At 37.7% G+C, this 15,088-nt stretch carries 14 protein-coding genes; all 14 read left to right on the top strand.

All coding sequences use genetic code 11. From position 1 onward, the window contains the following. Positions 1 to 231: 231 nt before the first annotated feature. The 14 genes from gmk to AC4BD1_RS11570 all read left to right on the top strand — a co-directional run bounded on the left by gmk (position 232) and on the right by AC4BD1_RS11570 (position 14,983). Entirely contained in the window at positions 232 to 846 is a 615-nt protein-coding gene (gmk, locus tag AC4BD1_RS11635) for a guanylate kinase (protein ID WP_206899008.1), read from the top strand. Between the two features lie 4 nt (positions 847 to 850). Continuing rightward, positions 851 to 1,156, top strand: coding sequence for a DNA-directed RNA polymerase subunit omega (gene rpoZ / locus AC4BD1_RS11630; RefSeq protein WP_490466622.1), 306 nt, complete (start codon positions 851 to 853; stop codon positions 1,154 to 1,156). Positions 1,157 to 1,337: 181 nt separating this feature from the next. Then, positions 1,338 to 3,746, top strand: a complete 2,409-nt coding sequence (gene priA / locus AC4BD1_RS11625) for a primosomal protein N' (protein ID WP_490485636.1) — start codon at positions 1,338 to 1,340, stop codon at positions 3,744 to 3,746. 13 nt (positions 3,747 to 3,759) lie between these two features. Then, the gene (gene def / locus AC4BD1_RS11620; RefSeq protein ID WP_206910808.1) at positions 3,760 to 4,251 is read left to right on the top strand and encodes a peptide deformylase; all 492 of its coding nucleotides are present in this window, start codon (positions 3,760 to 3,762) and stop codon (positions 4,249 to 4,251) included. Further along, positions 4,244 to 5,185 carry a methionyl-tRNA formyltransferase gene (gene fmt, locus AC4BD1_RS11615; RefSeq protein WP_490485635.1) on the top strand — a complete coding sequence of 314 codons (942 nt, stop codon included), beginning with the start codon at positions 4,244 to 4,246 and terminating at the stop codon, positions 5,183 to 5,185. Before def ends, fmt begins: the two co-directional genes overlap by 8 nt. Then, complete coding sequence (rsmB, locus tag AC4BD1_RS11610; protein WP_490485634.1) at positions 5,185 to 6,543, top strand: 16S rRNA (cytosine(967)-C(5))-methyltransferase RsmB; 1,359 nt, start codon at positions 5,185 to 5,187, stop codon at positions 6,541 to 6,543. The genes fmt and rsmB overlap by 1 nt, the downstream gene beginning before the upstream one ends. Positions 6,544 to 6,555: 12 nt before the next feature. Beyond that, on the top strand, positions 6,556 to 7,296 hold the full coding sequence (locus AC4BD1_RS11605) for a Stp1/IreP family PP2C-type Ser/Thr phosphatase (protein WP_206910813.1): 741 nt from the start codon (positions 6,556 to 6,558) through the stop codon (positions 7,294 to 7,296). After that, entirely contained in the window at positions 7,293 to 9,341 is a 2,049-nt protein-coding gene (gene pknB, locus AC4BD1_RS11600; protein ID WP_490466618.1) for a Stk1 family PASTA domain-containing Ser/Thr kinase, read from the top strand. The genes AC4BD1_RS11605 and pknB overlap by 4 nt, the downstream gene beginning before the upstream one ends. A 183-nt stretch (positions 9,342 to 9,524) precedes the next feature. Then, positions 9,525 to 10,421 carry a ribosome small subunit-dependent GTPase A gene (gene rsgA / locus AC4BD1_RS11595; protein ID WP_490466617.1) on the top strand — a complete coding sequence of 299 codons (897 nt, stop codon included), beginning with the start codon at positions 9,525 to 9,527 and terminating at the stop codon, positions 10,419 to 10,421. Positions 10,422 to 10,432: 11 nt separating this feature from the next. Continuing rightward, entirely contained in the window at positions 10,433 to 11,083 is a 651-nt protein-coding gene (gene rpe / locus AC4BD1_RS11590) for a ribulose-phosphate 3-epimerase (protein WP_206910818.1), read from the top strand. A gap of 1 nt (position 11,084) precedes the next feature. Next, on the top strand, positions 11,085 to 11,723 hold the full coding sequence (locus tag AC4BD1_RS11585; RefSeq protein ID WP_206910820.1) for a thiamine diphosphokinase: 639 nt from the start codon (positions 11,085 to 11,087) through the stop codon (positions 11,721 to 11,723). A 167-nt stretch (positions 11,724 to 11,890) separates the two neighbouring features. Continuing rightward, a complete protein-coding gene (mreC, locus tag AC4BD1_RS11580; RefSeq protein ID WP_490485633.1) occupies positions 11,891 to 12,748 on the top strand; it encodes a rod shape-determining protein MreC in 858 nt (285 codons plus the stop codon). 3 nt (positions 12,749 to 12,751) lie between these two features. Continuing rightward, entirely contained in the window at positions 12,752 to 13,261 is a 510-nt protein-coding gene (mreD, locus tag AC4BD1_RS11575; protein ID WP_206910823.1) for a rod shape-determining protein MreD, read from the top strand. 174 nt (positions 13,262 to 13,435) lie between these two features. After that, positions 13,436 to 14,983, top strand: a complete 1,548-nt coding sequence (locus AC4BD1_RS11570; protein ID WP_490485632.1) for a C40 family peptidase — start codon at positions 13,436 to 13,438, stop codon at positions 14,981 to 14,983. Positions 14,984 to 15,088: the final 105 nt, after the last annotated feature.

Here is a 15,088-nt window from a genome sequence, read left to right as displayed (position 1 = left end):
TTTTTTAATTAAAATCAATTGTGTTGGCTTATCAATGATATCAAAAGTTGCACCAGAAGCTTGGTTGCAGCTTTTTTGTTTTGTGAAAGAAACAAGCTTTTCTTCTCTAGTTTCAAGCAAAGGTGGCTTTTTTAGGAAAATCTGTCTATAATAAAGAGAACCTTGAAAGTTGCAGAAAAAAAGTGCAAAATAAACGATAAGCAAGAAAAGACTAGTTGAAAGGACGTCGTCATGTCAGAGCGTGGATTATTAATCGTATTGTCAGGTCCATCCGGTGTAGGAAAAGGAACCGTACGTAAAGCAATTTTTGAGAGTGAGGATAATGATTTTCAATATTCAATCTCAATGACTACTCGTAAAATGCGAGAAGGAGAAGTCGAAGGAGTGGACTATTTCTTTCGAAGCAAAGAAGAATTTGAAGCGATGATTGAAGCTGGTGAAATGCTTGAATACGCAGAGTATGTTGGAAATTATTATGGCACACCATTATCATATGTGAATCAAACCTTGGACGAAGGAAAAGATGTATTTTTAGAAATCGAGGTTCAGGGAGCACAGCAAGTGAAAGATAAAGTGCCAGATGGTGTATTTATCTTTTTGACACCGCCCGATCTAGTAGAATTAAAATCACGAATTGTCGGTCGTGGAACGGATGCAGAAGAAGTAATTGAAGAACGTATGAGAGTTGCTAAAGAAGAAATCGAAATGATGGCCCTTTATGATTATGCCGTTGTAAATGATGAAGTTCCGTTAGCTGTTAATCGGATTAAAGAAATCATTGCTAGCGAACACTTTCGAGTAGATCGGGTAATCGGAAAATATATTAAAATGTTAAAGGAGATGTAGTCTTATGATGTTGAAGCCTTCAATTGACTCATTGTTAGACCGAGTAAATTCAAAATACTCATTAGTAATTTTATCAAGTAAACGTGCCCATGAATTAGATGCTGGAGCACAGCCAACATTAGATTCATTTGAATCTGTAAAAAGTGTTGGACAAGCACTTGAAGAAATCGATGCAGGAAATGTGATCAACGATCCACATCCCGAATTGAAACGTGAACGTCTACGTATGGAAAATGAAGAACGCCAAGCAAAAAAAGAACGTGAGCAACAAGAATTAGAATCACGTATTCTCGAAGAACAAAAACTATAATTTCAAGGGCTGTGACTAGAGTCACGGCTCTCTTTTTAATTTTTTAAATAAAAGAAGAAGTGAGTTAGCTAGTTTATTTTTTTGTTACGAAATAGTAGAAATTAGGACAAAACAAGGGTTTTCTAGTAAAATAAGCTCGGATCTTTTTCACTAAAAATGGGTATCAAAGGAGGGGAAAGTTGTGGGAGTAATTGCAGAAGTGATTGTAGACGTACCGACGATGCAAACGGATCAACCTTTCACGTATCTCGTTCCCTTCGTGTTAGAAGCGGAGTTACAAGTGGGAATGCGTGTGGAGGTTCCTTTCGGAAAAGGAGATCGTCATGTTCAAGGATTTGTTATTGGTTTGAATAATGAAGTTGCTCAGACTGATGTTCAATTGAAATCAATTATTCGCGTGCTGGATTTAGCACCCGTTGTTAATCAAGAACTATTAGCATTAGCCGACTACATGAAAACAATTACCTACGCATTCAAAATCACTTGTCTTCAAACGATGCTACCAAGTGTAATGAAGGCAGAGTATGATAAAATCATTTATCCTTTGAAACCATCAGTTGAAACACAAGAATTTTTTCGAGAACGAGAAGTGATTTCTTGGAAAGAAGCAGAGTCGTTAGGTGTTGTTTCGCAGTTGATGCATTGGCGAAAAAAGAAATTAGTTGATATCCGTTATGAAGTTCATACTAAAAATAAAGTGAAGACAATTCGAATGGTTCACTCACTTTTACAAGAAGAGCAGATCGAAGAAGAGTGGGGAAAACTACGTCAAAATGCTAAAAAGCAAAAAGAATTATTACTTTGCTTGTCTGAAGCAGTTAAGGATGAACCACTTGCGTACTTTAAAGATAAAGGAATCAGTAGCGCTGTATTGAATCAAGGAAAAGAGAAGGGCTGGCTTCGTTTTGAAGAAGTCGAGCATTATCGTGATCCATATCAACATCGTTCGTTTGAACAAACTAGTGCGTTAGATTTGAACCAAGAACAACAATTCGCAGTCGATCAAATCACTGATGCGTGTCAAACACAAAAAGAAACAATTTTTTTATTAGAAGGTATTACCGGAAGTGGAAAAACAGAAGTCTATCTGCAAAGTATTGCCGAAGTTTTAGATGCAAAAAAGACAGCTATCATGTTAGTACCTGAAATCGCATTGACCCCACAAATGGTTGAGCGATTCAAAGGACGTTTTGGAGAAGCCGTTGCGGTGTTACATAGTGGACTATCGCAAGGAGAAAAATATGACGAGTGGCGTAAGATCGAACGAAATGAGGCACAAGTAGTCGTTGGTGCCCGCTCAGCGATTTTTGCACCGTTAGAAAATATTGGTCTGATTATTATCGATGAAGAACATGAGTCGAGTTATAAACAAGACGAAACACCACGCTATCATGCAAGGGACTTAGCTATTTGGCGGGGGAAATACCACCATTGTCCAGTATTATTAGGAAGTGCGACACCTTCTCTTGAATCACGTGCAAGAGCACAAAAGGGTGTATATCAACTTCTGACTTTGAATAAACGAGCAAAAAGTAGTGCGCAATTACCTGTAATTGACATTGTGGATATGCGAGAAGAATTTCAAAAACATAAAGCCGCAACTTTTTCTAGCCAGCTACAAGATAAAATTCAAGATCGTTTAGAGAAGAAGGAGCAGACGGTTCTATTATTAAATCGTCGCGGTTATTCTTCATTTGTTATGTGTCGCGACTGTGGTTTTGTTTTACCTTGCCCAAACTGTGATATCTCTTTAACATTGCACATGGACAGTAAGTCAATGCGTTGCCATTACTGTGGACACGAAGAAGCAATTCCACATCGTTGTCCAAATTGTGGTGGGAATAAAATTCGCTATTATGGCACAGGTACACAGAAAGTGGAAGAAGAATTACAAACTTTGTATCCTGAAGCTCGTATTTTACGAATGGATGTTGATACTACTCGGAAAAAAGGAGCACATGAACGGATTTTGCAAAAATTTGGTGCGAAAGAAGCAGATATTCTTCTAGGAACACAGATGATTGCCAAAGGACTAGATTTTCCAGATGTAACTTTGGTAGGCGTTTTAAATGCGGATACGTCACTAAACTTGCCTGACTTTCGATCAAGTGAGCATACTTTTCAACTGTTAACACAAGTTTCAGGACGAGCTGGACGAGCTGAAAAAGCTGGTGAGGTAGTTATCCAAACCTTTAATCCAGAACATTACGCGATCGAGTTAGTAAAAGAGCAGAATTACGAACGTTTTTATCAAAAGGAAATGCAAGTTCGTCATCGTGGGGGCTATCCACCGTATTACTTTACAGTGAAAATTACTACGAGCCATCCAGAAGAACAAGTAGCTGCAAAAAAAATCTTCCAGATTGCGCAATTGCTCAAACAGACGTTAAGTAACCAGAGTTTGATTTTAGGTCCAACACCAAGTATGATTTTGCGTGTGAAGAATCGTTATTATTATCAATTGATTATTAAATACAAGCACGAACCTCAGCTAGCAAATGTGTTGGATGATATTTTAGATAAAAGCCAAAAAGAACAACGCCAAGGATTATTTGTGGCGATCGATAATGAACCATTACATTTTATTTGAGAAAGGACACTATATGCGCTACCCAATCTTGATTCACCCAAATGATAAGTTAAAACGAACAGCTCAACCCATCGATGTCATCACCGATGAAACAGTTGCACTACTAGACGACCTGTATGAAACAATGGTTGCAATGGACGGTATTGGTATTGCAGCACCACAAGTAGGAAAAAATCTTCGTTTAGCAATCGTTGAAGTTGACGAAGGGGACAAATTTGAATTGATCAATCCTGAAATTATCGAAGCAAAAGGAGAAAGTTTAGATGTGGAAGGCTGCCTGAGTATTCCGCATGTTTATGGAACTGTGAAACGTGCAGATGAAGTAACCGTGCGTTATTTTGATCGTGAAGGTCAAGAAATGGAAGTAACAGCATTCGACTACTTAGCACGAGCATTTCAGCATGAAATCGATCATTTAGATGGTGTTTTGTTTGTTGAAAAAATGATTGAACAAATTCCTGAGGAAGAACTTGAAAAATATATGGAGGAGCACCTAAATGACTAATATTGTATTTATGGGAACACCAGCTTTTTCTGTCCCAATACTAGAAGGATTATTGGAAGCTGGCTATACAGTTCAAGCTGTAGTGACACAGCCTGACCGACCAGTCGGTAGAAAAAAAGTGATCACGCCAACACCAGTCAAAGAAGCGGCATTAAAGCATGGGTTACTGGTACTACAACCAGAAAAAATCTCCGGCTCAGAAGAAATGAAAAAAATCATCGAATTACAACCAGACATTTTGATTACGGCTGCGTTCGGTCAATTTTTGCCAGAAAAACTACTTCAAGTTCCTAAACACGGAGCAATCAATGTGCATGCCTCTTTATTACCTAAATATCGTGGAGGAGCACCTGTGCACTATTCGATTATCAATGGTGAAAAAGAAACTGGTGTAACCATCATGGAAATGATAAAAAAAATGGATGCAGGTGGCATTTTTGCGCAAGAAAGTTTGCCGATTACCAAACAAGATGATGTTGGAACAATGTTTGGTAAATTAAGTTTATTGGGAAAAGAACTCTTATTAAAAACATTACCAAGTATTTTAGATGGTAGTTTAGCACCAACTCCTCAAGATGAAGAAAAAGTGACCTTTTCTCCTAATATTACAAGAGAGCAAGAAGCAATCGACTGGAATAAAACAGCCGAAGAAGTTGATAATCAAGTACGCGGAATGCGACCTTGGCCAATTGCTTTTACAACGTATGAAGATGTTCGTTGGAAATTACTAGTGGTGGAACCACTTCAAGAGAAAACAACCGAAGTTCCCGGTACGATTATTCGCAAAGACAAGAAGAATCTTTGGATCGCGTGTGGTAATCAAACAGTATTAGCAATCAAAGAATTACAACCTGCAGGTAAAGGGAAGCAGACCATTCAAGCGTTTCTAAATGGCAGCGGACAACATGTAACGGTTGGACAGCAGGTGAAATAATGGCAAAAATCCCAAATAGTATGAAGAAATCTGTACGCTATATGGCTTTAATGACTTTAGAAAGAGTTTCTAAAGGTGGGGCGTACTCCAATCTTTTATTAAATGAAATGATTAACAAAGGAAAGCTTAATCCAAAAGACATTGGCTTATTTACAGAACTTGTTTATGGAACGATTAGTCACCAATTATTACTTGAATTTTATATCACGCCTTTTATTGCTAAAGCAAAAAAAGTAGATGAATGGGTCAAAACATTGCTACTCTTGTCTGTTTACCAGTTGGAATTTTTAGACAAGGTTCCAGACCATGCGATTTTGAATGAAGCAGTAGAAATTGCAAAAGTAAAAGGAAACCCAGGCACAGGAAAATTCGTGAATGGCGTATTGAGAAGCTACCAACGTCAAGGAAAACCTGATATAGAAGCAATCAAGGATCCCATAGAACGATTGGCAGTGAAAATCAGTTTACCTGTTTGGTTGACGCAACGTTTTATCGATCAAATTGGGTTTGATGAAACAGAAAAACTGGGTCATTCACTTTATGTGCCGAGTCATGCAAGCGGACGCGTTGATGTTCGTCGTCTTTCACGTGAACAAGCAATTGCTGTTTTAAATGAAGAAGAGATTTCTGTGAAAGAAAGCCAAGTTAGCCCTTATGGTGTTGTTGCCGAAAAAGGTCACCTAGCTTCTAGTTCATTATTTCATGACGGTTTGCTAACAGTTCAAGATGAGAGCTCAATGCTAGTTGCACCAGCAATGCAAATTGAACCAGAACATCACGTACTGGATGCGTGTGCTGCGCCTGGTGGCAAGACGACGCATATTGCGACATTTTTAGATTCAACATGTGGCGGCGAAGTGATTGCTCTCGATGTCCATGATCATAAAGTAAAACTCATTGAAGAAAATGCAGCTCGTTTAAATGTCTCTTCAGCAGTTTTTGCACAAAAAATGGATGCGCGAGAAGTACAACAAACTTTTGAACCAGAACAATTCGATCGTATTTTAGTCGATGCGCCATGTTCAGGTTTAGGCTTGTTACGTCGAAAACCAGACATCCGCTATAAAAAAAATCCACAAGATTTAGAAAATTTACCTAAAATTCAATTAGCAATTTTGGAAAGCTGTGCTCCTACATTAAAATCGTCAGGAATCTTGACTTATAGCACATGCACCATTCTAGCTGATGAAAATCAAGGGGTCATTGCGGCTTTCTTGAAACGCCACCCTGAATTTGAAAGGATTGATGTTTTAGTGAGTCCTGTGCTAAAATCATCAATCGAAGATAAAATGTTAACTTTGTATCCACATCAATTTAATACAGATGGCTTTTTTATCTGTTGTTTGCGTAAAAAGTAATGAGGTGAAGAAATGCAAATTGAATTTCAATCAGATGTAGGAAGACGCCGTAATACAAACCAAGACTATGCGAATGTATTTACTAATCAAGAAGGAATTAAGCTGGCAGTTTTAGCTGATGGAATGGGGGGGCATCGTGCAGGTGACATTGCCAGTCAAATGGCTGTGACCAATTTAGGTGCTGACTGGGAAGAACAAACACTAAAAGATAGTGAGAAAATTGCCCAGTGGTTTATTCAAACAATCCAAAATGAAAATGTTAAAATTTATCAGCGAGGACAGGAAAAGTCAGAATACAATGGGATGGGCACAACAATTGTTGCTGTTGCTTTATCAGATACAAGATTTACGATTGCAAATGTTGGAGATAGTCGTGCCTATTTAGTGCGCGAAGATCAACTAAAACAGTTAACAGAGGATCATTCATTAGTAAATGAACTAGTTAAGTCTGGTGAAATCAGTCAAGAAATGGCGGTGAACCATCCAAGAAAAAATATTTTGACACGATCGGTAGGAATGCCGGGAACGGTTGAAGTAGATGTCGCAACTTATTCTTGGCAACTTGGGGATCGATTATTACTTTGCTCAGATGGGCTTACTAATATGTTGTCGGAAGAAATGATTGGATCAATTATTGATGGTACAGGTTCGCTTACGGACAAAGTAAAAGAATTGATTGATCGTGCAAATGAGGCAGGTGGTGCTGATAACATTACTGCACTCCTTATCGAGTATAAGGAGGACTGTGCATGATCGAGTTAGGCAAGAAACTAAATGGACGTTATCAAATTACTGGCAATATTGGCAGTGGCGGAATGGCAAATGTCTTCTTAGCCCATGATTTAATCTTAGATCGTGATGTCGCTGTCAAGGTTTTGCGATTTGACTTTCAAAACGACAAAACTGCTATCCGTAGATTTCAAAGAGAAGCGTTAGCAGCAACTGAATTGGTCCATCCCAACATCGTGAGTGTATACGATGTTGGGGAAGAAGCGGATATGCAGTATTTAGTAATGGAATATGTGAAAGGGATGGATCTCAAACGATACATCCAAACCCATTATCCAATTCCTTATCAAACAGCTGTTGATATTATGCAACAAATTTTATCAGCGATTTCGTTGGCACATAATCACCAAATCATTCATCGCGATCTAAAACCTCAAAATATTTTGATTGACCACGAAGGTGTCGTGAAGATTACTGATTTTGGTATTGCGATTGCATTATCTGAAACATCAATTACCCAAACAAATACAATGCTAGGATCCGTACATTACTTGTCACCTGAACAAGCAAGAGGAAGTATGGCTACTAAGCAATCTGATATTTATGCGCTTGGAATTATTCTTTATGAAATGTTGACAGGAAGCGTGCCGTTTGATGGTGAATCAGCAGTAACGATTGCCTTGAAACATTTTCAAGATGAATTACCTTCGATTAAAGCAATTGACCCTGGAGCGCCACAAGCATTGGAAAACGTTGTATTGAAAGCAACTGCTAAAGAACCAACTGATCGTTATTTGACAGCTGATGAAATGAATGAAGATTTAGCAACCGTTCTTTCGCCTGCGCGTGCGAATGAGCCGAAATGGGAACCACAAGCTATGTTGAACGAGACAAAAGTGCTGACGCCAATTGATGCAGATTCGCCAATGCCAGATTCATTTAAATCGATGCGTTTACCAGATGAACATGACGTTTGGGAACAACCGAATCAACCGCCAGAAGAAGAGGAAGAAAAACCAAAGAAAAAACGAAAAAAATGGTGGATTTTACTCCTTCTTGTTTTACTCGGATTAGGTATCGGTGCTGGTGTGTTTTTTGCTTCTGGCGGCCGAGGTGAAGTGGAAGTGCCAGATGTTTCAGATTTAACAGAAGCAGCAGCTCGAACAGTTTTGGAAAATGCGAATCTAAAAGTAGCAAGTAAAACAGAAGAAATTGCTGATGATAAAATTGAAGAAGGAAATGTGGTTAAAACAGATCCTGCAGCAGAAACAACTGTGAAAAAGAATCGCGAAATAAAATTATATTTAAGTAGTGGCTCTAAAAAAATCAAATTAAAAGATTACACAGGCGTAAGTTATGATGAGGCGAAAGCCAACTTAATTGACTTAGGATTTTCAGAGGAACAAATTAAGTCGGAAGAAGAGTATAGTTCTGAAGTTGAGAAGGACATGATTATTTCTCAGACACCTATAGACGGAGAAGTTGATCCAGATTCTGATACGATTACTTTCAAAGTGAGCAAGGGAGTCAAACCTGTCTTTTTATATAATCATACGGGTGAAAACTATGATGAAGTTTATAGTACACTCCTAGCTGCAGGATTTTTAGCATCAAATATTAGTGTGAGTTATGACTATAGTAATACAATAGCTGCGGGAAATATTATTAGCCAAACTCCTAGCTCAGGAGAATTTACAGCGGCTGAAACAGCTGTTAGTTTTGTAGTCAGCCAAGGCGCCGAAGAAAAACCAAGTCGTCTAAATGATATCTCAGGTTATTCGAAGAGCGAAGCACAAAATTATTTATCTGGAATTGGTGCTGAATATATTGGACACGAAACTTCTGAATACTCGGATACTGTCGACAAGGATAAAGTTATTCGAACTAATCCAGGAGTCGGTGCAAGTATTAATAAAGGTGACATCGTAAGCGTTGTTTATTCTAAGGGACCAGATCCAACGAAAGTTTCTTCAAAAGATTCTTCGGAAAAAAATTCCTCAAGTAGTTCAACAAAAGAAACAACAGATGGGTCAGAAAAATCAACTGAAGAAAATAAATCACAAGAGTAAATGCAGATGTCTTGAAACAGTAACTGAATTAAGTACAAAAGAATTATGTTGTTAGTGAAAATCTAATGACATAATTCTTTTTTTTGTGCACAAAGGAAAAAAGAAATTTTTTAGAGCGTAATAAGTTTGCTTGTTAAGGCATAAGAATTCTTTTTCCTGTGTTAAAATAAATAAAAAACGGAGGTGGCACAAATCAGAGGACAAATTAGAAAAGCAATCAGTGGTTTTTATTATGTTTATGCAGATGGGGAAACCTACCAAACACGAGGAAGAGGGAATTTCCGTAATCGAAATATCAGTCCATTAGTTGGTGACCAAGTCATTTTTGAAAGTGAAAATAAAACAGATGGCTATTTACTAGAAGTTTTGCCACGAAAAAATCAATTAGTAAGACCGCCTGTGACGAATGTTGATTTAGGTGTGATCGTCACAAGTTTAGTTGAACCGAATTTTTCAGCGAATTTATTGGATCGTTTTTTAGTGATGCTCGAATATGAAATGATCCGACCAATTATTTTTCTAACAAAAACGGACTTAGCACCGAACGATCCAAAAATTGAAGAGATCAAAAAAGTCTATGAAAAAATTGGTTATCCAGTCATAGTACCGAAACAACCAGGAGATACAGACGAATTAATTCGTTATTTTCCAGACCAGTTAACTGTTTTTATGGGGCAGTCAGGGGCAGGTAAATCAACTTTACTTAATCAAATTTCGCCAGAATTACAGTTAGCAACAGCAGAAATCTCAGATTCTCTTGGCCGAGGAAAGCATACAACGCGTCATGTTGAATTAATTCCGTTGTACGATGGATTAGTCGCTGATACACCAGGTTTTAGTTCGATTGACTTTCTGACGATTGAAGCAACGGAATTACCAAAGCAATTTCCAGAATTTGTTGAAGCGTCTACACACTGTCGTTTCCGTGAATGCATGCACGCGAAAGAACCTGGGTGTGAGGTCAAGCATCGAGTGGAAAATGGAGAAATCGCACAAACACGCTATGATAACTATTTGCAATTTTTACAAGAGGTTGAAAAACGAAGACCCATTTACAAAAAAGAGAGTAAAAGAAAATAGGGGGAAATCAAATGAAATTAGCACCATCAATTTTAAGCGCAGACTTTGCCAACTTACAACGTGATATTGAATTGGTAGAAAAAGGTGGAGCAGATTACATCCATGTCGATGTTATGGATGGCCAATTTGTACCAAACATTACATTAGGACCCAATGTTGTTCAAGCAATCCGTCCAGTGACCAAATTACCTTTGGATGTCCATTTAATGATTGTAAATCCAGAAAATTATATTACGGATTTCGCGAAAGCCGGTTCCGACATTATTACTGTCCATGCTGAATCAACACCACATATTCATCGAGCTGTTCAAATGATCAATGATCTGGGAGTAAAATCGGGTGTGGTAATCAATCCTGGTACACCGGTTTCTGCAATTCAACATGTATTGTCTATTGTGGATCAAGTCTTGGTTATGACGGTAAATCCTGGTTTTGGAGGTCAAAGTTTTATTGAAGAAACAGTTGTTAAAATCGTTGAATTAGATTTGCTTCGTCAAGAAAACGGATATCATTACGCAATCGAAGTTGACGGTGGAATTGTTCCAGAAACAGCGAAAATTTGTAAAGAGGCAGGAGCGGATGTTTTTGTAGCAGGTTCCTACATCTATGCCTCAGAAGATCCAATCCATCAAATCAATCAATTAAAAGAGGCATTGAGCTAAAATGAAAATTTTGTTAGCAGCAGGAGGGTCACCTCGAAAATGGCCAGAGATAACAAGCTCTGAGTATGACTATCATGTTGGTATTGACCGTGGAGCGTTATATTTGTTGCAACAAGGGTTATCTGTGGAAATCGCTGTAGGTGATTTTGATTCGTTGAACGAGGAAGAACGTACTTATGTTTTTTCGCAAGCAGAGTTGATCATCCAATCACCAGCAGAAAAAGACGACACGGACACTCAATTAGCATTGGCTTCCACATTCGAACGCTACCCTGAGGCAGAATACACTTTAGTGGGAGCTACTGGTGGTCGCTTAGATCATTTGCTATCTAACTTGTGGTTGGGACTGGAACCACGATTTCAGCCATATATCCAGCGATTGACTTTGGCAGATCGTCAAAACAATTTGAGTTATTATTTGCCAGGCAGTTATTCGATTAAAAAAATACCAGAAATGAAATACTTGGCTTACTGTTGTTTGACGCCTGTCAGTCATCTGAATATCAAAGAAAGTAAATACGAATTGGAAGATACCACTGTTGCTCAGCCAACTTCATATGCAAGTAATGAATTTGTTTCTGATACAGCTAAATTTTCATTTGAAACGGGTGTAGTAGCTGTAATTCAAAGCAAAGATTAAGGCACTTCCTTGGCTAGAATTTCACAAATGTGGACACTTGAACAACTAAAGTAAGTAGAGTGAAAAAGATTTGCTAAAAAAAGATTAAGAGAAGCAACTTGCCTTTTGTTTCAAGGTGTTTAGTGCTAAAATTAAATGTAAGAGTCTAATTAATTCGAGGTGTCTTTGTGAAGAAGTTCAATCCCAATAAAAATATTATTATTACGTTGATTATTGTCATTATTGTGGTGACAATTTTAAGTGTAACAGCTGCTCAACGAGCAAATGAAGGAAAAACCAATTTATTTCAATCTGTTGTCAATGACAGTGTTGCAATTATTGACAAAGCCGTTTTTGCACCAGCAAGATGGGTCGGAAACGGTGTGAATTCTGTACACAATTTATTTTCTACTTATTCTGAAAATGAGCGACTAAAAGAGCGCTTAGACAGTTATGATGAAGTGGCGCAGCAAAATAAAAATTATCAAAAAGAAATTGAATCATTGAAGAAAGAGCTTGATTTGAATCAAACCTTGACTAGTTATGAGAAAGTCACGGCTAACGTGATTACCCGTTCACCTGATAGTTGGCAAGATATGCTGACTGTTGATAAGGGTTCGAAAGATGGTGTCAAAACAAATATGGCTGTTATGTCACAAAAAGGTTTAGTTGGACGAGTAGTTGAGGTAAATGTAGCTTCTTCCAAAGTTGAATTACTAACTTCAGCTAATGAAAGCTCAGATCATTTTCCAGTAAAAGTGAACTCTGTAAATGGGGATGCTTTTGGTTTGCTTAAGGGATACGATGAAACTGGACAAGCATTGGTTGCAACACAACTGACTGGTGATACAGACATCAAAGAAGGCGATGTTGTACAGACATCTGGTTTAGGTGGTAATTCACCTGCTAACTTGCCAATCGGAACAGTTACAAAAGTCAAACCTGACAGTAATGGCTTAGATCGAGAAGTTTATATCAAACCTTATGCACAGATGTATGACTTATCCGTTGTAACGATCATCCAACGTTTAGTGGAGGATGAATAGTTTATGCTGAAAAAAGAAACGATGAAGTATTACTTGCCTGTTGTCTTATTCTTCCTTATGCTTTTAGATGGACAGGTAACTAGAGTTTTAGGTGAGTGGACCAAGGGTGTCTACATGGCAAATGCACATTTTTTGATTCTGGCGTTACTATTTTGCAGCCTGAGTTTTTCAAAAAGATACCTGTTGATTACGACAATTATTTTAGGCGCTGTTTTTGATATGTATTATATTGGCGTCATTGGCATCTACGCTGTAGCACTTCCACTAATTATTTTTATTATGTACTCAATGAGTCAAACTATTCATACAAACATATTTACTGAATTTTTTAGTATGATTATTTTTGTGACTGGGTATGAACTATTCACGTTAATCATCCAGTTGATTTTCAAACTTGCAATAGTTAATACGAATTACTTTATTACCCAGTTTTTAGGACCAACATTGCTATTAAATATGATTATTTTTGCTATATTTGTATTCCCATTTAAGAAATTATTCAGCGATGAATAATTTCTTTTTTTTTATTCCTAACAGTTTTGTCATTTTATAATTGTATTTTGAAATATTTTTGTAACATAACTATTATATCGTTGACATACAGCTATGGTACAATTTTCATATCGTTAAGAAAGACTTAAATATTTTTAGATATTTATTAAATTAAGCCAGTCGGAGGAATGAAGAGTGAAAAAGAGTTTATTATCAGCAGTAATGGTTTGTTCAATGACTTTAACTGCCGTAGCATCACCGATCGCTGCCGCGGCAGATGATTTCGATTCACAGATCCAACAACAAGATAAGAAAATTGCGGACCTACAAAACCAACAATTAGATGCACAATCACAAATTGATGCTTTGGAAAGTCAAATTACTGATATTAACACACAAGCTCAAGATTTATTATCAAAACAAGAAACTTTGCGTAATGAATCTGCACAATTAGAAAAAGAAATTGCAGATTTACAAGAACGTATTGAAAAACGCCAAGATACAATTCAAAACCAGGCGCGTGAAGCACAAGTAAAAAATACAAGTTCAAATTACATTGATGCTGTAATGGATGCAGATTCATTGGCAGATGCTGTTGGTCGTATCCATGCGATGACAACAATCGTTAAAGCAAACAATGAACTAATTGAACAACAAAAAGAAGACAAAAAAGCTGTTGAAGACAAACAAGCTGAAAACAAACAAAAACAACAAGAACTTGCTGAAAATCAAGCAACTTTAGAAGCTCAAAAAGGTGATCTTCTATCTGCGCAAGCTGACTTAAACGTAATGAAAACTTCATTAGCTGCTGAACAAGCAACTGCTGAAGATAAGAAAGCTGAATTAAACCGTCAAAAAGCAGAAGCTGAAGCGGAACAAGCTCGTATTCGCGAACAAGAACGTTTAGCAGAACAAGCACGTCAACAAGCTGCTCAAGAAAAAGCTGAAAAAGAAGCACGTGAACAAGCAGAAGCTCAAACAGCAGTTTCTGAATCTACAGCTACTGAATCAACTGTAGTATCTGAATCTTCAGAAGCAGTAACATCTGAGTCTTCAGTAGTAGAAGAATCAACAACGCCAGAATCTTCAGTAACAGAAGAATCAACAGTACCTGAAACTTCAACACCTGAAGAATCAACAGTACCTGAAACTTCAGTACCTGAAGAGTCAACTACACCTGAAACTTCAGCACCTGAAGAATCAACAACACCGGAAGCTCCTGTAACAGAAGATTCATCTTCAGAAGCTCCTGTAGTTCAAGAACCAACAACACCAAGTACTGGCGATAACAGTTCAAATACTGGTAACAACAGTTCAAATACTGGAAACAGTGGTTCAACTACACCATCTACACCTGTTACACCTCCATCAACTGGTGGTTCATCATCTGTTAATGGTTCAGCTATCGTAGCAGAAGCTTATAAATATATTGGTACACCGTATGTTTGGGGTGGAAAAACTCCAGCAGGATTTGACTGCTCAGGATTCACACGCTATGTATACTTACAAGTAACTGGTCGTGATATCGGCGGCTATACTGTTCCTCAAGAACAAGCTGGAACAAAAATTTCAGTTTCTCAAGCTAAAGCAGGAGACTTATTATTCTGGGGTTCAGCTGGTGGAACTTACCACGTAGCAATTGCTTTAGGTGGCGGACAATATATCCACGCACCTCAACCAGGTGAAAGTGTAAAAGTTGGCTCAGTTCAATGGTTTGCACCTGACTTTGCAGTTAGCATGTAATTTTAATTGAAAAAGTAAAAGCGTTAGGCAAAGGCCTAACGCTTTTTTGTTTTTGCTTAACGAAAAAGCATGGATGACTCTTTGATTGAAAGTCGCCCATGCTTT

It is taken from the genome of Enterococcus sp. DJ147D b (assembly GCF_058216655.1).
This window is presented reverse-complemented; position numbering and strand designations above follow the sequence as displayed.

What these genes read in the sequence shown, in the direction of transcription:
- rsmB (WP_490485634.1), top strand. Translation starts at nt 5,185, where the DNA reads ATGGCAAAAATCCCAAATAGTATGAAGAAATCTGTACGCTATATGGCT.
- def (WP_206910808.1), top strand. Translation starts at nt 3,760, where the DNA reads ATGCGCTACCCAATCTTGATTCACCCAAATGATAAGTTAAAACGAACA.
- AC4BD1_RS11605 (WP_206910813.1), top strand. Translation starts at nt 6,556, where the DNA reads ATGCAAATTGAATTTCAATCAGATGTAGGAAGACGCCGTAATACAAAC.
- rpe (WP_206910818.1), top strand. Translation starts at nt 10,433, where the DNA reads ATGAAATTAGCACCATCAATTTTAAGCGCAGACTTTGCCAACTTACAA.
- mreD (WP_206910823.1), top strand. Translation starts at nt 12,752, where the DNA reads ATGCTGAAAAAAGAAACGATGAAGTATTACTTGCCTGTTGTCTTATTC.
- AC4BD1_RS11585 (WP_206910820.1), top strand. Translation starts at nt 11,085, where the DNA reads ATGAAAATTTTGTTAGCAGCAGGAGGGTCACCTCGAAAATGGCCAGAG.
- rpoZ (WP_490466622.1), top strand. Translation starts at nt 851, where the DNA reads ATGATGTTGAAGCCTTCAATTGACTCATTGTTAGACCGAGTAAATTCA.
- pknB (WP_490466618.1), top strand. Translation starts at nt 7,293, where the DNA reads ATGATCGAGTTAGGCAAGAAACTAAATGGACGTTATCAAATTACTGGC.
- fmt (WP_490485635.1), top strand. Translation starts at nt 4,244, where the DNA reads ATGACTAATATTGTATTTATGGGAACACCAGCTTTTTCTGTCCCAATA.
- gmk (WP_206899008.1), top strand. Translation starts at nt 232, where the DNA reads ATGTCAGAGCGTGGATTATTAATCGTATTGTCAGGTCCATCCGGTGTA.